A 21084-nucleotide genomic window follows, 5' to 3' on the forward strand; every position below is an offset into this window, starting at 1 on the left:
TAAATAATGCCCCGAAAATTGCAATAGGGCTAATAGGTAATGCAACGTCAGCTGCCACTTCAGCCAGACTTTCACTAGCTACTGTAGTGGAGAAGTCCATTGAATTAGATATTCAGCCTGATGCCAAAGTTTCAGTAACTACTTAATCTAATGTCGCATTATCAATGTCACAAGAATCTATCACCATATGTGACGTCACTGATGACAACAATCGAATTTTTGGGTTTTCAGCTAAGCTTTTATTGACATAACTGACACTACCGGTAACTTTTTGATTTATTTCAACGGCTAAATCGCCACCTTACACACGACATGCCTCTTTGATATCTACATGCACCTAGTCATCGTCACACAATAAACTTGGCGAAGGTGAGATATCTTCAAAATAGACAAAAATTATCATCATCTGATTTATTTACCATAGGCAAGAACAAATTGAACCAACATGTACTCGTACGCATGGACGAGAATGTCATTACAGTGTAAAGCTTCAAATTATTTCAAAAAAGCTTATTCAGTCAGTGTCATTGGATAATTTTTTCTATGATATATCTAATAAATGATATCACTCAAGACTCATAAGACTATGACTTATGTCTTACTTTTATTACTTTTTTGATAAAGTTATAAGCAACATTAAAGTAGTTTGAAAAAAGGCAAATACATTGGGCAGAAAAAAGCATTCCAACTCAAGGATATCTGGCATCCGCAGAAACCTAGAATTTGAAGATTAGCTTAAAGAATTGGCGCGGTTTAATCTCGCCATTGATTTTAAGTTACGGTCGTGTGATTTTGCTTAAAATAAAGGCTCAAGATGTTTCCATAGCAGGAATTTTGATATCCCTTGTAATGGTAAAATAGCATAAGCAGGGCAACCGCATGAGTGTGTATTTTTTGCTCACCATGAATGGTTTCAATATAGAATCACTTCCAATCATTCATGAAGTGATAACATTCCGAACAAATGTAGTTTGATAAACACACTCGATTTGTTCATAACACGTTCGCGGTCTCGCCCTGACAGCATAAGCCTCATTGAGAGGTGCAATTTGAAATAACTGCCAAGTTTCAGCAGCTCCTTTCGCAATGTATATTTCATAACAAATGGATGAATAAATAGGCTCTACTGCTCTTGTTCAATAACAGATGTTCTGTGAGCTGATTGCTGTGCTTGGCTAATAGTCATTCCGCTTAAAAAGACATTTTATCAAAACATACGGTTATTGATATGTTAGTTTATTAACGGCTTACGAGGGTATTAAGATGAAAATTTCCTGATCGATGCTTAATATTCATAATGGTTCTGCTATTTTTGCAGCTAGCCTGCAGCTCGTTCTAGAAATAGTGTCCAAATTCGGCATTAAGCGCTGCTTCGGTGAGCAATTTAATCAGCGAACCTAAGATACTATATTTGCCCAAAAGGCTTTACCCGCATGCAGGGCTTATTCGAAGTAAAAAGGGGCTAATAGTCATTCCTCTGTTGAACATTTTACTGAAACAAAAGAGGTTTTGAGCACTCCCATTATTTTATGATATCTGATTTTCATCCGCAATTGCCAAGATGGCAATGCTTCTAAATTGACGATATGTCACCAACAAGCGCTGGTATGTTTTCTCGTGCATACCTTTTGGCTTAGATTCTTCTGAGTATAGTATGCCTAGTCGCCATCCCAATTTCGCACGGATTTTATCAGCTTTGCGCGCCATACGATCTGAACGGCTTTCATTCTTACTTTGATGGCTTAATTTCAAACAATGTCTGCAGCCAAGTCGATCTGCTATGTAAAGTTTCTTAACTCGCTTGTCGCAATGCAAGTAGGGACACATAAACCATGGCCTCTCGCCACCGAACTGCCCTGCCGTATAAGTTAATGGAACACTATAAACTTCGTCCTTATAATTATCGCCCTGCAGTACAGCATAATAAAACCACACTAAACCTTGTTCTGTTTCACCGTTCACTTCACAATTTTCTGATTCAAACTGCAAAGTAAACTGACAACCATTGGTTAAAGCGCCTGATTTTTTTAAATCGGCCACATCAATACATAGGTAGGATGATGTAACTGCATTGCTATCATGTCGCCTTCCACTTCCAAAGCCACCCATAAATTCGCTCCAGATTTACCGAAATCAACTGAAAAGTACCACCTAACTCACTAGCATTATTTTTAGACGTAACAAACGTAACTGGCGTTACACGTTACAAAAACCATATATGCTCAACATCATCCAGTTATACATTAGGTAATCGCAAAGCATGCACTTTTATGGGTTGACCATGAATGCGCTTAACCAAAGCAGCTTCTTTTGTGCCAGTCTGAACATACAACTGCGCTTGTCATAACGCTTTTACAATCCGTTTTGCGTCTTTTCCTGGGAAAATGTCTTTAAGACCTGAACTGACCACGTAATAAACGCATTGTTCATTTATAAATTCATAATAGCCACTGCGAGGATTTGCACGATGTTCAACATCATTGAGTGCACTAAACCGTGTATCACCATATCGGGTAATATAATCGACCAGCTCTGTGATTATGGCTTCATCTTCATGGCTACCAGTGGGTTGGGTACTTTGCCACTCTTTATGTAATTGCTGACAAAGTTGAGTCGCATGCCCTTTCTCCCATGGCAGTAATTGCCATCGCACCGCTAACTCGGCAGCAAAAGCGACAACGGCAAACCGCTTAGCAATTCGCCCAGCCTGGCCATGAAAGGTATTGAATGACACCAGCACATCAGAGAAATCCTTCTTCAAATCTTCAGTATGATGTTGTACCAACTTGCGTACAAATGCAGTTCCTAAGTGGCCGTAATGTTTGTTGCATGCATAGTTTAGATGATCCGCAAGTTCGGCACCTTTTTCAAATTCAAACAGTGTATCGAAACAACCATACTGACGCTGGGCAGCTATAGATGTTAAGCGCACTTGTTGACCGGCTTTTATTTGCTGCCGGGCTAACTGCAGCACTGCTTCGATGGGGTATTCACCATTAGACAACAACATTAAACGCCAGGTTTGCACGGGCCTCATTCCTCCAAGTCTGTCTGCCCGTATTTTCCCCTGCCCGTTACCAAGTTGATAAATTATCTTACCCACCTCAGCAGGCTCAGATTCACCAATCTCATCCAGGACCAATAATGTATCATTGCGACTTGCTGCGACTCCTTCCTGCCCATTAGCAGTCGCACGCCAGGTTTTAATAAATTTGTCTGGTGATCCCCATACGCTGCAAGCAACTCGGCTAATAGTAGACTTTCCTATGGACGAATCACCATACACATGAAAACCACCATTGCTAAGCTCAAGCTTTGATAATAAGGGACCAGCCAATGCAGAACCAATGGCCACAACCAACCAAGTATTGTCTTTTGCATAAGCGGCCACTTCCTTTTGCCAATCTTGCATAGTTCCATCAACGCCATAATCAGCACTACTATAAGGGCTAGAGGCGAGCATATAATCAGCGGAGCCAATAACCACATTTGGTAAAAGAAAACTGTTTTCATCGGCCCAACCTGTTTTTTGTGCAAGCTTCACTCTGCGTTTTGGTTTCATTTTATTAATGTAATCTCGCAACAAATTGAAACGACGCAATTCAAGGCTGAGCCCCATATCCAAGAACTCTCCCTTTAGTTCTTCTGCTTGCCCTTTAAGCATTTGCATGGGGAGTAAAAACTCGCGGTTGTTATCCTCTACATCAACAAAACTAAGCAACTTTGAATAGCTTGTTCCTGAATCTGAAGCCATAGCAACAACCTCAAGTGGAGCGCACAACCATTGGTCAAGACTTTGCTTGCTGCGGTTGTTTTCTGTGCAGCCATGAAAATAGAGACCGGCATCATAGCGTTTTCCGCTAACTCTGAATGACTCGTTATAACATCGATAACATGGACGCTGTTCTTCACTAGGTAACGTAACGCCTGCTTTAGCGAGCGTCGAACTAGTTACTGCAGCTAAATGACTGTTTCCATTAAATGTAACGTCAGTAACGCCTGTAACTTCTTCCAGTAACAATTCATTTTTCATGCTAAGCTCCCAATCGCGGACCAAACATCCAACCAGTCACCATAAATGCCAACAGGTAAATACTTAGAAGGGCAATGTACTGTAACTTGGCGACCTTCTTTGATCAGGCGAGCCTTAAGATGATTAGCAGCTTCTATACCTGCTCCATTTTTATCGTGATCAGCAAAGATATGTACGTCGCAAATCTCAGCAGGTAATCGGAGCGTTTTCATCCCACCAGTGGTTAAAGTTGCCCATACAGGAAAGTTAGGCCGCATGCATCGCACAGCCAGAGCGGTTTCAATACCTTCTGTGATACATAAAGAATATTTTGCCGGAAATAAGCGCACCGCAGCACCATTCATTGCTCCTGGAAATATCGGAGGTAAGCTTTTTTTAGGTGTACTAACTGCAGCTTTCTGCCCATCGGCGCTCAAATAAATCCTATGTCCACCAATTAAGTTGCCGTCTACATCATGTAACGCCGCTAATAAACACCCAAAACGTTGCGACCGTTCACCATAATGTTTGTAAAGTACATCTTTAGCATAATAAAGATTATCAGGTTCCTCACCCCGCTCAATTAGCGAACCTAGCCCTCTATTAATCATGTATTGTGTGACAGGGTTTCGCTCAAACAATTGCAGTGGCTTACCCTTCTGAATGAATTGTTTAAGGTATCGATATCTACCGTCGGTACTCTGCTGTTTAGGTTTAACTATCGGTTTAGGCTTTACTGCTGGTAATGATTCATCGAGCGCCAAGCGCATCACGCAGTGAAATGACATATTCAAACTTTTCATTAAGAGCCCGATACCATCGCAACTCTCACATTGATTACAAATGGAAGCACCTGTTTCAGGCCAATCACTAAATAATCGGAATCTGTCTTTACCACCACAATTGGGGCATGGTTGATGCGTTGTATTGAGCTTTAGTTCAGGAAAGAACCTCCTGAATACTTGTTCCCAATTCAAACTACGGCATGCTGCATCGGCTTTCATAAAGGTTGGCTTATTCATGATTAGCACTCCTTACCGTTTAATAGCGCTTGTACTGCGTCAGCAGGCCAAAGCAAACGTCCGGTGGGTAACTTGATGGGCTTAATACCGTAAAAACTACCGGTTTTACATAAGCGAGTACGGATGGTGCTGGGCTGACCATGAATAGTGTCAGCCAGTTGTTCTGTGGATAAATGTATTGCTAATGTTTGATGCGACTTCATACCAATTCTCCTATGTTGTTTGGTATGAGCATCTTATGAGGGGCATAGGATCAGATAAGCTAAGTTGATCCTTGGTTGATCCCTTTTTATTTTTTAATGTCTCTTTTGGCTCTTGTAAAACCCGTTTTGAGCATACTTAATGTGTATTCCTCTGAAATGTTGCCATTTATAGCCATTTCAATACTGGTGCTATGACCAACTCTCTCTATTTCTAATGGTCCTGATTGTGTTTCAATTATTTTACTTTCCAATTCTTTAGAAAAATTGAAAAGGGATGGAACAGCTGTGCTTGTTACGGTAAGCGAACCTGTTGGATATTCATTTAGATAATATTGCGCTAGCGAGTATGCTGCACCTTTGGTTGGCCTTCTGACTTCTGCAATCCCATCAGCCTTATTTGCTAGTCGCTCAAACTCTTTTTTCAATTTTATATATTCGTTATAAAGATCATGCCTACGATTAATAGGGTAATCTTTATCCTCTGATTCGTTTAATTTATCTCCAGCTTCAGCTAAGGCATTGAACATTTTGATTTCTAATTCGGCCAGCTCTTCAGCGGTTGTTTTTTTTAAGTTAAACATATTTTATACCACACTAAGTTTCTTTAAAGTTTGGTTGACTGGTAAGTTCAAGCCTGCCTGCTCTAAAAACCATGCTTCTATTCGCTCATGCCATAAACGCAGTAAATCTAACGGTCTATGTTTGTAATGTTTTTCAGCAGTTGCACTGGGTTTATGCCCCATGATTTGCGCCACTACCCCTGTGGGAACTTCTACCCATTCCGACAAAGTAGAAAAACTTCGGCGTAAACCATGTAATGTTAAATCTTCTATACCTGCAGCAATAATAGCTGGTCCAAAACTTTTACGAGGATCGACCAACTTGCCACTTTTACCTATAGGACTCGAGAAAACCCATTGATTGCGGCGAGGTAACTGATTTAGCAAATTGGCGACGTATGGTGTTAATGGAATAACTCGTACTCCGGCAATATTTCCTTTGCTAGTTGCTTTGTCACGTATGGTTAAGCTATTCCATTTAAAATCAACGTCAGACCATTGCAGCCCTAATAGCTCATTGCGCCGCGCGCCCGTCAACAGCAAAGATTGAATATAAGCTGCAATTACTGGATTTGAAATTTTTAACACTTCATTAAAAAAAGCAGGCAACTGCTCTCTCTGTAATAGATCGTCACGCGGCTTTAACTTAGTAACCGTCTTTTTTACAGCTTTACTTTTTAAAGCTACTACATCAATCAAACCAACATAAGCTGGTTGTTCAGTACACCAACTTAGACAAGCAAACAGTAGACGATAGCTTTGCGCGGCAACCCCTGGTCGGGTTTTATTCTCGTTATCTAACCACCCCTTAATTACACTTGCAGTTAACTCACCCAACTTGGCATTTATTAGCGGGTAGAGGCAACCGGCTTTTGTGACCTTACCTTTGCCTCTAGCCCAAGGTAAGCCAGGCACCTGCACAGCCTTGAGATGATCCTTATAATGCTTTTCGCCCCAGTCATTTTTATTAGCCGCTATATAGTCAGTCCAAATTTGGCCAAATGTGACCTGACCTCTTTTTACTTCCTGCTCTTCAGCTAACTCGGCAGCAGCCTTTTCTCTTTTTACTTTGGCAGGGCTTATATTTTGACTCGCTAAAACACCTAGTCTCTTTGCTTCGGTTCTAGCTTGGTCAATATCATAATCGGCAACTGCACCAATCCGACTTCGACGGGTTTTCCCATTCACGGTACCTTGGAATATATAAGCCCGATTACCTGACGCCTTTGCCCTAATACCTAAGCCTGGTGTTTTAATATCCCACAAGTAAGCTTCAGCCTTATCATCAGGACATGAAAACTTCCTAACAACATCAGCTGTAAAATTTATACGATTTGATTTTGCGCTAGCATCCTTTACAGTCATTTTTCGCTCCTTCTACTTACCAGCTATTGCTATTCAGGTGGCTGAAATTTGTTGTTCTACCCCTGGGGATCAGGTTAGGGATCAAATAGGGATCAGATTGATGTAAATATATATCAATTCAGAACAACACGCCAGCAATGGGTTTTGGAGTTAAATCGCTGTTTATATTTAGTTTTGAAATGTTGAACAATATAGAAAAATGCTATGTTTTAACGACTCATAATCGTCAGGTCCCCAGTTCGAGTCTGGGAGGGGCCACCAATTAGAAAACAAAAAAGCCCATTGAAAAATGGGCTTTTTTGTGTCTGAAATTCGTTGTAACTCCGCTTTATTCATTCAGCCTATACGCAGGGTCTTGCTCTAAATGTGCTTGTGCAAGAGTAATAGCTTGCACCGCGCGGGAATTAAATTCCCGTTGATATAAGGTATATACCACGAATAAACTGGCAAAAATCAACATCCCGGGATGCATAAACCAACACAATGCTGCCATAGAATAATAATAAGAACGTAAGCCATAGTTATATGAGTGAGCAGCTTGATCTTGTACGACCGCCATTTGCCTTGCATAGCCGAGCATATTTTTATCGGTACCGGTTTTATCCAGTGGCGCAGCACCAATCATAATATTAACAAAACCATATTGACGCATGGACCAAGTAAATTGGAAAAAAGCCAACACAAAAATCCCAGCTAAAAGAGCTAGTTTGACTTGTACCAGAGCATGGTTAGGTGATGCAGTAAAGGGAATAGAACCAATAACAATTTCAAGCTTTTCAACTTGAGAAAAAAGCGTTAATACCCCGGCAAGTATCAGTAAGGTTGTAGAAGCAAAAAAGGCAATGTTGCGTTCTAAATTAGCTAATAACGCCGCTTCAGCCACGCGTATTTCTTTGGCAATCACCTGTGACATCCAATGAATACGTTGTTGATGCATCACTCGCGCTATGCAATTGGTGGTTTTTGCTTTACGACGAGCAAAACTGGTATAGCCTAACCAACTGACTAAAAATACCGTTAAAGCCAGCGCATCTAACCATGAAATCACCATGCTGATTCACCTATGTAAGAAGAAAAATAGATAGATTATGCATCAGTTATCATCAGGCTCAAATCAGTTTGTTATCTAAAGAGCCAAATAACTAAATAGCTAACTCGTTAAAATGGACTTGGACAAACAGCATTAATCCTTTGTTCCGTCATAGGATGGGTAAACGATAATTCATTGGCATGTAACATCAATCTGCTCGACATCTGCTGCGAATGTTCATTATGGTACAAATCACAACCTAAAATAGGATGACCAATTTGCTGACTGTGTAAACGTAATTGATGGGTTCGCCCTGTGATTGGGGTAAATGTCACCCGCGTCGATAATCCTTGTTGATGTCGCTCAATAACCTGGTATTGACTGTGAGCCGGTTTGCCGCTGTCGTGGCAAATTTTCATTAACGGGAAATGATCACTGTCTTTGGCTATTGGTAATTCAATATCACCGCAATCATTAAGCAAGTCACCATATAACACTGCGGTATAGCTTTTGGTAATAGTGCGCTGCTGAAACTGCTTAGTTAATAATCCATTGACCACTTTATTGAGTGCCACCAGCATGATGCCAGAGGTGCCGAAGTCGAGTCGGTGCACTAACGTTGCCGAGGGGTGATCTTGCACTAAACGGTAGTGTACAGAATCCTTGTTTAATGGATTTTTACCTGAGAGACTCAATAATCCTGTCGGCTTATTGATCAGCAGTAGATGTTCATCTTGGTATAATACTTCAATGACCCCATCGCAGGGAGGAGCAATAAATTCGGCCATAATATCTTCGTAATAACTATCTAAGCCAAGATGATAATAGAAAAGGTGGCCGATAAGCCACCTTTGATAATGTTCTCCCACTCTGGCAGCCTCAATAGCTGCGTTTAACGCTAATAGGTTAGTCTGCTCAGCAATAGCACTAATCTCCTCTACAATACGGCTAATATTGGCGCTGCTGTGGGATACCATGCCCACAGCTTATTGAGCTTGAGCCGAATCAGTCGACATACCTTCAACAAACACCATGGCTTGGCTTAAACGCGTCTGACCTCTTTCACATTGACCATCATTGACCCTGTTTCCATTACTGTTTTTGTTACTGTTTCCATTGCCGTTTCCATCACAGTTTGCTTAGAGGCTTTAGCCACTTCAAGCGCGGTGGCACTCATTTGATTGACCGCGGTGACGCCACTTTTAATTTCGCCATATTGTCGATTAAAACTCTCACGAGTATGTTTGGCAATATCTGCCGACCTAATGCTTTGTGGTCGTGAACGATCGCCAACAACCCTCAATATTCAACCAAACCATGGATTAAAAAAAATCCCGCTTAATGCGGGATGTTATCGAAACGACTAGATCAGGATAAATTTAATTGAAGACACTATTAAATGTCGCATCCATAATGGCAAGCCCAGCATGGATTTGCTCATCAGGAGCCGTTAACGGTACCAATACGCGGATAACGTTACCGTAAGTGCCGCAAGACAGTAAAATCAGTCCACGGTTACGGGCTTCGGCTAAAATCTTAGCACTGTACTGAGGCGCAGGCTCACCATCTTCCATCAACTCGACAGCAATCATCGCACCTAATCCACGCACTTCAGCAATCTGCGAGTATTTAGCCTGCATATCGCCTAAAACAGACTTCAACATGGCACCAACATCATTGGCTCTGGCAAGCAATTGCTCTTCTTCAAACACTTCGATCACCGCTAATGCAGCAGCGCAAGCAATAGGACTACCACCATAAGTGCCACCTAAACCACCGGCAGTGACGGCATCCATCACTTCGGCTTTACCGGTAATACCAGACAGTGGGAAACCACCGGCAATCGACTTAGCAAACGTAGTAATATCTGCAGCAACGCCCATTTGCTCCATGGCAAAAAAGGTACCTGTACGTCCCGCGCCGGTTTGGACTTCATCGGCAATCAATACAATGCCATGGTTGTCGCACAATTGACGTAAGCGTTTCATAAATGATGGTGTAACCGCGTAAAAACCACCCTCACCTTGCACCGGTTCTAAAATAATGGCGGCGATGTCTGCAGGCTCTGCATCATTTTTAAAAATGCGTTCAATTGATGCCATCGAATCATCTTCAGACACGCCATGCATTTCACATGGAAACTCAGCCCGAAACACATTAGCAGACATCAAGCCCATGCCTTTACTATAAGGTGCCACTTTGCCGGTTAATGCTAGCGCAGCGATGGTTCGACCATGATAACCCGAAGTAAACGCAATAACGCCTGCACGTTTAGTATAAGCACGAGCGACTTTAACCGCGTTTTCAACCGCTTCTGAACCACTGGTAAATAGGGCCGTTTTTTTAGCAAAATCACCCGGCACTAAATGGTTAAGTTTTTCACATACGCTAATGTAACTTTCGTAACCCAAAACCATAAAACAAGTATGTGAAAATGCATCTAACTGTGCTGCCACAGCCGCTTTAACTTTAGGATGCAAATGGCCAGTATTAAGTACCGCAATACCACCGGCAAAATCAATATATTCACGACCTTCAACATCCCATACTGTGGCGTTTTGAGCACGTTCAGTAAAGATTGGGTGAATTTGCCCTACACCTTGTGCCACTGCCGCTTGGCGCCGTGCCATTAGTCCATCATTTGTTTTAGTCATAGCCTGCTCTCTTAAACTGACATGCAGATATATTTCATTTCAAGGTACTCTTCGATACCAAACTTAGACCCTTCGCGGCCTAATCCAGATGATTTAATGCCGCCAAAAGGCGCCACTTCTGTCGAGATCAATCCGGTGTTAACCCCCACCATGCCGTATTCCAAAGCTTCAGCGACCTTGTACACTAGCGAAATATCACGGCCATAAAAATACGCCGCTAAGCCAAATTCAGTGTCATTAGCCTGCTTAATCACATCATCCACTTCATCAAACTTAAACAAGGGGGCCAACGGACCAAAGGTTTCTTCGGTTGCCACTAACATCTCACGATTCACGCCCGTTAATATGGTCGGCTCGAAGAAATAGCCACCTAAAGCATGAGGTTTGCCACCGGCAATAATCTGCGCGCCTTTTGCTACTGCATCATCTAAATGACGCTGCACCTTTGCCACTGCATCTGCGTTAATTAATGGCCCTGTTGTCACGCCAGCGTCAGTACCTAAACCTACTTTGAGCTGAGTCACCGCCACGGCCAAACGTTTAGCAAACTCATCATAAACGCCCGCTTGCACATAAATGCGATTGGCACAGACACAGGTTTGACCGGCATTGCGATATTTGGCGATCATTGCGCCTTCAACAGCGGCATTTATATCGGCATCGTTGAACACAATAAATGGCGCATTACCACCCAGTTCAAGTGACAATTTCTTTAACGTAGGAGCGCATTGCTCCATCAGTTTAATGCCTACTGGCGTTGAGCCCGTAAACGACAACTTACGCACAATAGGGCTTTCACACATGGCTTTACCAATGGCGATTGAGTCACCGGTCACCACGCTCAATACACCGGCAGGAATACCAGCACGTTCAGCTAGTTCGGCTAAAGCCAGTGCAGTAAACGGCGTTTGTGGCGCAGGTTTCACGACCATAGTACAACCCGCCGCCAACGCTGGAGCCGCTTTACGGGTAATCATTGCCGCAGGAAAGTTCCATGGTGTAATTGCCGCGGTAACCCCTACAGGTTGTTTGATCACCGTAATGCGTTTATCCGCTTGATGCCCAGGGATCGTCACGCCATAAATGCGTTTGGCTTCTTCTGCAAACCATTCAATAAAGGATGCTGCGTAACCCACTTCACCTTTGGCTTCAGCAAGCGGTTTGCCTTGCTCTGTGGTCATCAACAACGCTAAGTCATCGCTATGTTGATGGATTAACTCAAACCAACGACGCAACTTTTGGCCACGATCCTTAGCCGTTAATGCACGCCAGGCAGGGAGTGCTGCTTGTGCAGCATCGATTGCCGCAAGCGTTTCAGCACTGCCCATCACTGGGACATGGCCAATGACTTCATGGGTTGCTGGATTGGCTATCGCAATAGTTTGGCCATTATCGGCATTACGCCATTGCCCATTAATGTAGCACTGTTGACGTAATAAACTTGGATCGTTCAATTCCACAATATTCTCCTAAACTGACTCGCTGTACTCAACCTATTCGTACTCTATCTACCCGCACTCGACGTAGGTTAAATACCAAATTTATCTCTAAGGGTGTAATACCACGCACCTAGCGCACTAAATGGCACTCGTAGTGCATGTCCACCCGGGAAAGGGTAATGAGGTAACGCCGCAAAGGCATCAAACCGTGTGGCCTGGCCATTGAGCATTTCGGCTATGAGCTTACCCGCTAAATGAGTATAGGTAACACCATGACCGCTACAACCTTGGGAGTAATAAATATTGTCACCAATGCGGCCCACTTGGGGAAGGCGCGACAAGGTCATTAAAAAGTTACCGGTCCACGCATAATCAACCTTAACCCCTTTCAATTGCGGGAAGGTCTTTAATAACTTAGGCATAATCAAGGCTTCAATGTTGGCCGGATCGCGAGCACCATAAACCACGCCACCACCAAAAATAAGGCGTTTATCACCAGTAAGTCGGTAATAATCTAATAGGTAGTTACAGTCTTCAACGCAATAATCTTGCGGCAGTAGACTCGCCGCCATTTCATCGGATAATGGCTCAGTGGTAATCACTTGAGTGCCACAAGGCATGGATTTAGCTTGTAGCTCTGGCAATAATTTACCTAAATACGCATTACCAGCAACCACCACATATTTACAGTTAACTTGGCCTTGTGCTGTGTGTACAACCGGCGATGCACCGTCATCCACTTTAATGACCGCTGAATCTTCAAAAATTAGTCCACCGAGGGATTCCACTGCACGGGCTTCACCTAAAGCAAGGTTTAGCGGGTGAATATGTCCACCGCTTCTATCGAGTAAACCACCGACATAAATATCAGTATTGACTACGTTGCGAATGCCATCTTGGTCGAGTAACTCCAATTGGTTGTTATGACCATGAGCTTCCCACAATGATTTTTGACTCTGCAAATGGCCCATTTGCTTGGCATTCATGGCGGCAAAAACACCACCGTCTTTTAAGTCGCAATCAATGTTGTATTTGGCAATACGGTCACGGATAATCTGACCACCTTCGAACGCCATTTGACCAAATAACTTAGCTTGCTCTTTGCCGACAACGCCTTCAATAGAATCAATATCACGACTAAAAGAATTGACTATTTGGCCGCCGTTTCGACCGGAGGCTCCCCAGCCAATTCTTGCCGCTTCAAGCACCACCACTTTCATGCCGCTTTCTAATAAATGTAACGCAGAAGACAAGCCAGTATATCCTGCGCCAATAACGCAAACATCTGTTTCAATTGTAGATCCTAAGCGAGGACGCTCAACTTTATCATTAGCCGATGCAGCATAATATGAACTAGCATGAGGTGTGGCAGGCATAGCACTTCCTTTATAGGTTTACAGCGTAATACAACTCACTCATCCTACACTTAAGCAAATTTAAACACTAGCATTTATCATATAATTTTTGACACTTTGTTGAATATATTAAACACCTATGTCGCCTGAATACCTTAAATCAATTCTGAAAAATAAAAAGCCACACTGACATCAGCGTGGCTTCTATAATCTGTTTATTCAACGCTATTATTCCATCGCTTCTTTAGCTTTTATCTCCGACCGACGCGCGAAATACCAAGACAAGAAGGCCACCAAAGACACGGCTAAAATAATAATCGTCGCTAGCGCGTTAATCTTAGGTGAAACCCCTAAACGCACTGACGAAAACACCACCATAGGCAAGGTTGTAGAACCCGGCCCTGAGGTAAAGCTGGCAATCACTAAGTCATCTAATGACAAGCTAAATGATAATAACCAGCCGGCGATAAGTGATGGCGCTATCATAGGGATAGTGATCAAAAAGAAGGTTTTTAATCGCGTTGCCCCCAAATCCATTGCAGCTTCTTCAATCGACAAATCCACTTCCCGCAGTCTTGACGACACCACCACCGCCACATAAGCGGCACAGAAAGTGGAATGGGCAATCCACACCGTAAACATGCCACGTTCAGTAGGCCAGCCAAAGGTCTCTGACATTTGTACAAATAGTAGTAACAAGGATAAACCGGTGATCACTTCAGGCATAACCAAAGGCGCGGTGATCATGTTAGACAAGGTTAACTTAGCCCATGACCGACGAAAACGAGTCATCACAAAGGCCGCCATCGTACCAATAATCACCGCCATGGTAGAGCTGTAAAAGGCGATGCGTAAACTGGTCCAGACGGCATTGAGTATTTGCTGATCCTCAAATAACTCACCATACCATTTAGCAGAAAAACCACCCCACACAGTCACTAATTTAGAGTCATTAAATGAATAAATGACCAAAATAAGCATTGGTGCATATAAAAACAGTAAACCCACCCACAACATCACTTTAGAGAAACTTAACTTCTTCATACCGCGTTCTCCATATTACGTGATTGATAACGATGGAATAAGGTTATCGGGATAATCAGTAACGCCAGCATCACAATCGCTAATGATGAAGCGACTGGCCAGTCGCGGTTATTAAAGAATTCTTGCCACAGCACTTTACCAATCATTAATGAGTCAGGGCCACCGAGCAATTCAGGAATAACGAACTCACCTACTGCAGGAATAAATACCAACATAGAACCGGCTATGACCCCTCCCATAGATAATGGCAGGGTAATTTTCCAGAAGGTATTAATACTGCTGGAGCCTAAGTCTGAAGCCGCTTCAATTAAGCTTAAATCTAATTTCACCAAGGTGGCATAAAGTGGCAAAATCATAAACGGCAGGTAAGCGTAAATAATACCTATGTACACCGCAAAATTAGTATTGAGCATTTGAATCGGTTCTGAAATTACCCCTAACCAGGTCAAGGCATTATTAATTAAACCGTTGTTACTTAAAATACCCATCCAGGCATAAACGCGGATCAAAAATGAAGTCCACGACGGTAACATCACCAGAAGCAGCAATACCGCCTGTATTTTTACCGGGGCGCGGGCAATCGCGTAAGCCATGGGAAAACCAAGGACTAAACACCCAAGGGTCGCAATAAAGGCAATTTTTAATGATGAGAGGTAAGCCATATAATACATCGAATCTTGAAGTAACAATAAATAGTTACCCAGATTGACAAATATGTTGAGCGCCTCATCAACATAATTAAACGTTGGCTCGTAAGGTGGAATGGCAATCGCTGCAGTCGAAAAGCTCAGCTTTAATACAATGGCAAACGGTAAGGCAAAAAACAGCAACAACCACAGGTAAGGGACTCCCATGGTGAGGTAACGACCTTTGAATAGCTTCAGTGGATTCTTCATGAGTTTAATACAACCCCGCTGGTGTCTTCCCAACTGATGTAAACCTCGTCTCCCCATGTAGGGTTATCGGAGCGACGTTCACGGTTAATCATTGAGCATTGAACGATTTGGTTGTTTTCTAACTTAATGTAATACACCGACAAGCCACCAAGGTAGGCAATGTCGTGAACGACGCCATGAGCCCAGTTATATTCACGTTCGGGCTTCTGACGGCTAATAATGGTTTTTTCTGGGCGTAAGGCCAAAAATACATTTTTATTTTCTAGGCTGGTTGAAATACCGTGGCCAATATAAAATGGCTGCGATAAGGTCGGCGACTTAATCATCGCGTGATCGACTTCATCTTCAATGATTTCACCTTCAAATAAATTAACCGTACCAATAAATTCAGCCACCATGCGGCTGGCTGGCGCCTCGTAAATGTCCATAGGGCTGCCAGTTTGGGCAATCCAACCGTCATGCATAATCGAAATGCGTCCGGCCATGGTCATGGCTTCTTCCTGGTCATGGGTCACCATTACGCACGTTACGCCTACCGCTTCTAAAATATCGACCACTTCTAGCTGCATTTGAGTACGTAGCTTTTTATCTAACGCGCCCATAGGTTCATCGAGTAATAGTAATTTGGGCCGTTTTGCTAACGAGCGAGCCAAAGCGACACGCTGACGTTGTCCACCCGATAACTGATGCGGTTTACGTTTACCGTATTTTTCCATGTGCACCAGTTTAAGCATGTCTTTGACGCGCACTTCAATATCGGCTTTGGGCATTTTGTCTTGCTTGAGTCCAAATGCAATATTTTGCTCAACCGTCATGTGCGGAAATAAGGCATACGACTGGAACATCATATTAATCGGACGCTCATAGGGTGGTAGATCAGTAATGTCGACACCATCAAGAAAAATACGCCCTTCGCTTGGCTTTTCAAAACCCGCTAACATACGTAGTAAGGTTGATTTACCTGAACCTGAACCGCCCAGCAGCGCAAATATTTCGCCACTATTAATGGTAAGCGATACATCGTCTACCGCACGCACATCATCGAAAAGTTTGCTGACGCGATCAATCCTAAGCAGTACGTTATCTTGCGTCTTTGTGGTTGGTTTATTGGTGACGCCCGAGGTGTTTACCATAATACTGCTCCGCCTTTTTGGAGTATGCGTACCGCAACAGAACAGCCTGTTTTAGGGCACGCGTAACAATCTGTTAAGTGGCTAAATGAGCCAATAAATACATCAATACTGCTATAAAAACAGGGCGAGGCTTCTCGCCCTGGGGGCCAGTGAGTTGGATTATTGACCTGACTTCACTTTGGTCCAAGCACGTGTGACTACACGCTGGATTTTTAATGGCCGAATATCGCCAATGTATAATTTATCAATTACTGATTGTGGTGGATAAATGGCAGGATCGTTACGAATAGCGTCGTCAACAAATGCTTGTGCAGGGACGTTAGGGTTAGCATAAGCAACATAGTTACTGATAGGGGCTATCACTTCAGGACGAAGCAGATAGTTAATCAGTTTATGGGCGTTATCTACGTTAGTGGCATCTTTTGGGATGGCCAACATATCAAACCATAAGTTGGCGCCCTCTTTTGGAATAGAATAACCAATCTTATTGCCGTTACCCGCTTCATCAGCACGTGCGGCCGCCTGGAACACGTCACCAGAGAAACCAAACGCAACACAGATATCACCGTTGGCTAAGTCAGAAATATAGCGCGATGAATGAAAGTAAGTGATGTAAGGACGCACTTTTTCCAATACTTCGGCGGCTTTTTGATAATCAGCTGCATTTTTGCTATTAGGATCTAAGCCTAAATAAATGAGTGCTTGAGGTAACATGTCGTCGGCTGAATCAAGCATTGAGAAGCCACATGAGCCAATCTTTTCGGCGTATTTTGGATTAAAAATAAGCTCTAAAGAATCAAATGGTGCATCTTCACCTAATACGGCTTTGACTTTGTCGATGTTATAGCCGATGCCGTTAGTGCCCCATAAATAAGGGATAGCATGCTCGTTATCCGGATCGGCTTTTTGTAACTGCTTCATTAAATCAGGCTTTAAGTTGGCATAATGAGTCAACTTAGCGCGATCTAACTGTTGAAAAGCACCCGCTTTAATTTGCTTAGCTAAAAAGTGATTAGACGGCACCACTATGTCATAACCGCTGTGGCCAGAAAGTAATTTCGCTTCAAGTACTTCATTACTATCAAACACGTCATAAATAACACGAATACCGGTTTCTTTTTCAAAGTTGGCTAGGGTATCTTCGGCAATATAATCCGACCAATTGTACATTTTAACCACTTCCTCGGCCTGAATCGCAGTGCTGGCAAACACACCTGCGGTAATTAAGGCCAATGTGGATAGTTTGGTTAGTAGCTTCATACTTTCTCCCTGTTGGATAATGGTCAGCATGACACTGACATTCTTTTTTTCGCTAGGTCTTGCTAGCGTGTAAAATCTTCTTTCTAATGAAAGAAATTATCCAATGCTACAACTTAACTATGCATCGGTATGGTTACAACAACATCGCTTTTCCCTTCAATATGAATGTTATCAACACATTTTCAATGATTAGATCCTTGCAATGCATTGGGTTATAAAATCACGATAAAACAATCACCATTCAGTGACTGAACCTTATTTAAGCGCTTTTACATACTGATAAGTATCATCTAGCGCATGCGTCGCTTTGGTGACTAGCTCGTCAATTTCAGCATGACTGATGGTCAACGGCGGCGAAATAATCATGGTGTCGCCGACTGAACGCATCACTAAACCGTGGGTGATGCACGCATCGCGGCAATAGGTTCCCACGCCTAGGTCGGCATCAAACCGCTGCCGTAACGATTTGTCTTTAACTAACTCGATGGCCGCGACCAAGCCGAGGCCGCGCACCTCACCCACTAATGGGTGTTGAGCTAATTGTTGTAAGCGCGACTGTAAATAAGCCGAAGTATCATTAGCCACACGTTCAACTAATTTTTCTCGCTCAATAATCGCAATATTCTCCAATGCCGCCGCCGCGGCAACTGGATGGCCAGAATAGGTAAAACCATGGGTAAACTCGCCACCATCTTGTTTGATTACGTCAGCCACTTTGTCTGACACAATCACCCCGCCCATTGGCATGTAACCCGACGTCATGCCTTTAGCAATAGAAATAAGATCCGGTTGTAAATCAAAATACTCTGACGCAAACCATTTACCCGTGCGACCAAAACCGCTAATCACTTCATCAAGAATAAATAAAATATCGTATTTGGCTAAAATACGTTTTATTTCAGGCCAATAAGTTGACGGTGGAATAATGACTCCACCCGCACCTTGAAAAGGCTCAGCAATAAAAGCCGCTACATTGTCTTCGCCTAATTCAATAATTTTAGCTTCTAATTCCTGTGCTGTTTGTAATCCAAACGCTTCCACAGATAAATCTTTACCTTCGGCATACCAATAAGGTTGCGCGATATGCACCACACCAGGAATAGGTAAATCCCCCTGTTCATGCATGCCCGACATGCCGCCTAAACTGGCACCCGCAACGGTTGAACCATGGTAAGCATTCACCCGACTGATGATGGTTTTCTTGCTCGGCTTGCCTTTTAAATCCCAGTAACGCCTCACCATGCGTAAATTGGTGTCGTTTGACTCAGAACCAGACCCCGTAAAAAAGACATTATTCATGTGAGCCGGTGCTAGCGAAGCAATTTTTTGAGCTAACTCAATAGCAGGAGGATGGGAGCATTGAAAAAAACTATTATAAAAAGGCAATTTCTGCATTTGTTGGCTGGCGGCATCCACAATAGACTGCCGACCATAGCCCACATTGACACACCATAAACCCGCCATGGCATCCAGCAGTTTATGACCCATGACATCCCACAAATACACCCCATCTGCCCGCTCTATCACCCGGGTTCCCTTTTGGGCTAACCCCTTTGAATCGGTAAATGGGTGAATAAAATGCTGTTTGTCTGCAGTTTGCAGACGCTCAAGCTTGTGCTGCTGCTTCATCGCATCTGTCGATAATGGGTTTGTCATACTTATATCCTTTCAAGCAGATAGCAAACCCGTATGTATCTGCTATCTGCTGTTATCCACAAACATTCATAGTGTGAGCCAACGGGCTCAACCATCATTACACTGTTAGTAATAAGAACTCACGTTCCCACGAACTCACCACCCGTCTAAAGTTTTCAAGCTCCGCTTGTTTTACCGCCACAAAACCCGTGGTAAAAGATTGACCTAAATACTCAATACAGGCATCACTGCTTTGCATGGCCACTAAGGCTTCTTCTAAGGTCAAAGGTAAGCAGTTGTCATTATTTGTTCGGCTATCGTTCGACTTACCTGTCACAGGTGTAGAAGGTTTTAAGTCATCAACCATACCGATATAACCACATAATAAGCTGGCAGCAATCGAGAGATAACAGTTAGCATCTGCACCCGGGATACGGTTTTCAATACGACGATTTTGTGGCGATGATTCAGGAATACGTAAACCACAGGTGCGATTTTCAACACCCCATTCAAGATTTACTGGCGCAGAGGTGCCTGGCAAAAAGCGACGGAAAGAGTTAGGACTTGGCGCCATTAACGGTAACAATTCAGGAATGTACTGCTGTAACCCTGCAATATAACTAAGGAATAATTTACTTTGAGTGCCATCTTCTTTGGTGAAAATGTTTTTACCGGTTTTAATATCAAGCACGCTTTGGTGAATGTGCATGGCACTGCCAGGCTCATCGGTAACGGGCTTAGCCATAAAGGTGGCACAAACATCATGTTTTAAGGCAGCTTCTTTCAATGTACGCTTAAAAATGAACACCTGATCGGCTAATGACAATGCATTACCGTGGCTGAAGTTAATCTCCATTTGCGCGGGACCGTCTTCATGGATCAAGGTATCAATATCTAACCCTTGGATTTCACACCAATCATACATGTCTTCAAACAGTGGATCGTATTCGTTAGCGGCGTCGATAGAGAAAGACTGACGTCCTGCTTCTGGGCGACCAGAACGCCCAATAGGCGGCTTAAGCGGTAAGTCATGATCGTCAGAACGTTTGGTGAGATAAAACTCCATTTCTGGTGCAATAACCGGTTGCCAACCTTTATCTTCATAAAGCTTAAGGACTTTCTTCAGCACGTTACGCGGTGATAATTCAATGGGATTGCCCATACGATCATAACAATCATGGATGACCTGGGCAGTAGCCTCAACGGTCCATGGCAACATAAACACCGCATTTTCGTCTGGTACGCAGACAAAATCGATATCAGCATCATCAAGAAGTTGATAATAAACATCCTCATTAATGAAATCACCTGTGACCGTTTGCAGTAATACGCTCTCAGGTAAACGCATGCCTTTTTCTGAGACAAACTTATCCACTGGGGCAATTTTGCCGCGCGCAATCCCTGTCATATCACTAATAACACATTCTACTTCGGTAATTTTTTTGTCTTTTAAAAAAGCGATTAACTTATCCATTT

General features: G+C 43.1%; 18 protein-coding genes and 1 pseudogene. All 19 read right to left on the reverse strand.

Annotated features, from left to right (window positions below; all coding sequences use genetic code 11):
- Positions 1 to 1527: 1527 nt before the first annotated feature.
- Positions 1528 to 2109 carry a hypothetical protein gene (locus tag AAEY93_RS15595; protein WP_351078163.1) on the reverse strand — a complete coding sequence of 194 codons (582 nt, stop codon included), beginning with the start codon at positions 2107 to 2109 and terminating at the stop codon, positions 1528 to 1530.
- 232 nt (positions 2110 to 2341) lie between these two features.
- The gene (locus AAEY93_RS15600) at positions 2342 to 4033 is read right to left on the reverse strand and encodes a DUF927 domain-containing protein (RefSeq protein WP_351078166.1); all 1692 of its coding nucleotides are present in this window, start codon (positions 4031 to 4033) and stop codon (positions 2342 to 2344) included.
- The gene (locus tag AAEY93_RS15605) at positions 4030 to 5034 is read right to left on the reverse strand and encodes a DUF7146 domain-containing protein (RefSeq protein ID WP_351078169.1); all 1005 of its coding nucleotides are present in this window, start codon (positions 5032 to 5034) and stop codon (positions 4030 to 4032) included. Before AAEY93_RS15605 ends, AAEY93_RS15600 begins: the two co-directional genes overlap by 4 nt.
- Positions 5035 to 5036: 2 nt before the next feature.
- A complete protein-coding gene (locus tag AAEY93_RS15610) occupies positions 5037 to 5237 on the reverse strand; it encodes a hypothetical protein (RefSeq protein ID WP_351078172.1) in 201 nt (66 codons plus the stop codon).
- A gap of 86 nt (positions 5238 to 5323) precedes the next feature.
- Positions 5324 to 5818: a hypothetical protein gene (locus AAEY93_RS15615; RefSeq protein ID WP_351078175.1), complete on the reverse strand. Its 495-nt coding sequence runs from the start codon at positions 5816 to 5818 to the stop codon at positions 5324 to 5326.
- A 3-nt stretch (positions 5819 to 5821) separates the two neighbouring features.
- Entirely contained in the window at positions 5822 to 7162 is a 1341-nt protein-coding gene (locus AAEY93_RS15620) for a tyrosine-type recombinase/integrase (RefSeq protein WP_351078178.1), read from the reverse strand.
- Between the two features lie 328 nt (positions 7163 to 7490).
- On the reverse strand, positions 7491 to 8213 hold the full coding sequence (locus AAEY93_RS15625) for a DUF599 domain-containing protein (protein ID WP_124012277.1): 723 nt from the start codon (positions 8211 to 8213) through the stop codon (positions 7491 to 7493).
- A gap of 107 nt (positions 8214 to 8320) precedes the next feature.
- Positions 8321 to 8980, reverse strand: coding sequence for an RluA family pseudouridine synthase (locus tag AAEY93_RS15630; protein ID WP_351078211.1), 660 nt, complete (start codon positions 8978 to 8980; stop codon positions 8321 to 8323).
- A gap of 69 nt (positions 8981 to 9049) precedes the next feature.
- A pseudogene (locus AAEY93_RS21285) lies at positions 9050 to 9124 on the reverse strand (methyl-accepting chemotaxis protein); the annotation flags it as partial.
- Positions 9125 to 9234: 110 nt separating this feature from the next.
- Positions 9235 to 9495 carry a hypothetical protein gene (locus tag AAEY93_RS21290; RefSeq protein ID WP_502959562.1) on the reverse strand — a complete coding sequence of 87 codons (261 nt, stop codon included), beginning with the start codon at positions 9493 to 9495 and terminating at the stop codon, positions 9235 to 9237.
- 76 nt (positions 9496 to 9571) lie between these two features.
- Positions 9572 to 10846: a 4-aminobutyrate--2-oxoglutarate transaminase gene (gene gabT / locus AAEY93_RS15640; RefSeq protein WP_124012281.1), complete on the reverse strand. Its 1275-nt coding sequence runs from the start codon at positions 10844 to 10846 to the stop codon at positions 9572 to 9574.
- Between the two features lie 11 nt (positions 10847 to 10857).
- Positions 10858 to 12306, reverse strand: a complete 1449-nt coding sequence (gabD, locus tag AAEY93_RS15645) for an NADP-dependent succinate-semialdehyde dehydrogenase (RefSeq protein WP_101034473.1) — start codon at positions 12304 to 12306, stop codon at positions 10858 to 10860.
- A gap of 68 nt (positions 12307 to 12374) precedes the next feature.
- Positions 12375 to 13661, reverse strand: coding sequence for an NAD(P)/FAD-dependent oxidoreductase (locus AAEY93_RS15650; RefSeq protein WP_351078184.1), 1287 nt, complete (start codon positions 13659 to 13661; stop codon positions 12375 to 12377).
- 207 nt (positions 13662 to 13868) lie between these two features.
- Positions 13869 to 14684: an ABC transporter permease subunit gene (locus AAEY93_RS15655; protein WP_101034471.1), complete on the reverse strand. Its 816-nt coding sequence runs from the start codon at positions 14682 to 14684 to the stop codon at positions 13869 to 13871.
- Positions 14681 to 15580 (reverse strand): ABC transporter permease subunit, encoded by a 900-nt coding sequence (locus AAEY93_RS15660; protein ID WP_101034470.1) that lies wholly within the window; start codon positions 15578 to 15580, stop codon positions 14681 to 14683. Before AAEY93_RS15660 ends, AAEY93_RS15655 begins: the two co-directional genes overlap by 4 nt.
- On the reverse strand, positions 15577 to 16713 hold the full coding sequence (gene potA, locus AAEY93_RS15665) for a polyamine ABC transporter ATP-binding protein (protein ID WP_351078188.1): 1137 nt from the start codon (positions 16711 to 16713) through the stop codon (positions 15577 to 15579). The genes AAEY93_RS15660 and potA overlap by 4 nt, the downstream gene beginning before the upstream one ends.
- 159 nt (positions 16714 to 16872) lie before the next feature.
- Complete coding sequence (locus AAEY93_RS15670) at positions 16873 to 17973, reverse strand: polyamine ABC transporter substrate-binding protein (RefSeq protein WP_351078191.1); 1101 nt, start codon at positions 17971 to 17973, stop codon at positions 16873 to 16875.
- A gap of 255 nt (positions 17974 to 18228) precedes the next feature.
- Positions 18229 to 19629 (reverse strand): aspartate aminotransferase family protein, encoded by a 1401-nt coding sequence (locus tag AAEY93_RS15675; RefSeq protein ID WP_351078194.1) that lies wholly within the window; start codon positions 19627 to 19629, stop codon positions 18229 to 18231.
- A gap of 97 nt (positions 19630 to 19726) precedes the next feature.
- Positions 19727 to 21082: a glutamine synthetase family protein gene (locus AAEY93_RS15680; protein ID WP_124012285.1), complete on the reverse strand. Its 1356-nt coding sequence runs from the start codon at positions 21080 to 21082 to the stop codon at positions 19727 to 19729.
- Positions 21083 to 21084: the final 2 nt, after the last annotated feature.

Source organism: Shewanella sp. CAL98-MNA-CIBAN-0140 (assembly GCF_040309905.1).
GTDB classification, from domain to species: Bacteria; Pseudomonadota; Gammaproteobacteria; order Enterobacterales; family Shewanellaceae; genus Shewanella; species Shewanella psychromarinicola.

Coding starts and splice junctions, on each gene's coding strand:
- AAEY93_RS15630 (WP_351078211.1), bottom strand. CDS start 8,980: ATGGCCGAATTTATTGCTCCTCCCTGCGATGGGGTCATTGAAGTATTA.
- AAEY93_RS15670 (WP_351078191.1), bottom strand. CDS start 17,973: ATGAAGCTACTAACCAAACTATCCACATTGGCCTTAATTACCGCAGGT.
- AAEY93_RS15595 (WP_351078163.1), bottom strand. CDS start 2,109: ATGGGTGGCTTTGGAAGTGGAAGGCGACATGATAGCAATGCAGTTACA.
- AAEY93_RS15660 (WP_101034470.1), bottom strand. CDS start 15,580: ATGAAGAATCCACTGAAGCTATTCAAAGGTCGTTACCTCACCATGGGA.
- AAEY93_RS15615 (WP_351078175.1), bottom strand. CDS start 5,818: ATGTTTAACTTAAAAAAAACAACCGCTGAAGAGCTGGCCGAATTAGAA.
- AAEY93_RS15600 (WP_351078166.1), bottom strand. CDS start 4,033: ATGAAAAATGAATTGTTACTGGAAGAAGTTACAGGCGTTACTGACGTT.
- AAEY93_RS15605 (WP_351078169.1), bottom strand. CDS start 5,034: ATGAATAAGCCAACCTTTATGAAAGCCGATGCAGCATGCCGTAGTTTG.
- gabT (WP_124012281.1), bottom strand. CDS start 10,846: ATGACTAAAACAAATGATGGACTAATGGCACGGCGCCAAGCGGCAGTG.
- AAEY93_RS15655 (WP_101034471.1), bottom strand. CDS start 14,684: ATGAAGAAGTTAAGTTTCTCTAAAGTGATGTTGTGGGTGGGTTTACTG.
- AAEY93_RS15620 (WP_351078178.1), bottom strand. CDS start 7,162: ATGACTGTAAAGGATGCTAGCGCAAAATCAAATCGTATAAATTTTACA.
- AAEY93_RS15675 (WP_351078194.1), bottom strand. CDS start 19,629: ATGACAAACCCATTATCGACAGATGCGATGAAGCAGCAGCACAAGCTT.
- AAEY93_RS15610 (WP_351078172.1), bottom strand. CDS start 5,237: ATGAAGTCGCATCAAACATTAGCAATACATTTATCCACAGAACAACTG.
- potA (WP_351078188.1), bottom strand. CDS start 16,713: ATGGTAAACACCTCGGGCGTCACCAATAAACCAACCACAAAGACGCAA.
- AAEY93_RS15650 (WP_351078184.1), bottom strand. CDS start 13,661: ATGCCTGCCACACCTCATGCTAGTTCATATTATGCTGCATCGGCTAAT.
- AAEY93_RS15680 (WP_124012285.1), bottom strand. CDS start 21,082: ATGGATAAGTTAATCGCTTTTTTAAAAGACAAAAAAATTACCGAAGTA.
- AAEY93_RS15625 (WP_124012277.1), bottom strand. CDS start 8,213: ATGGTGATTTCATGGTTAGATGCGCTGGCTTTAACGGTATTTTTAGTC.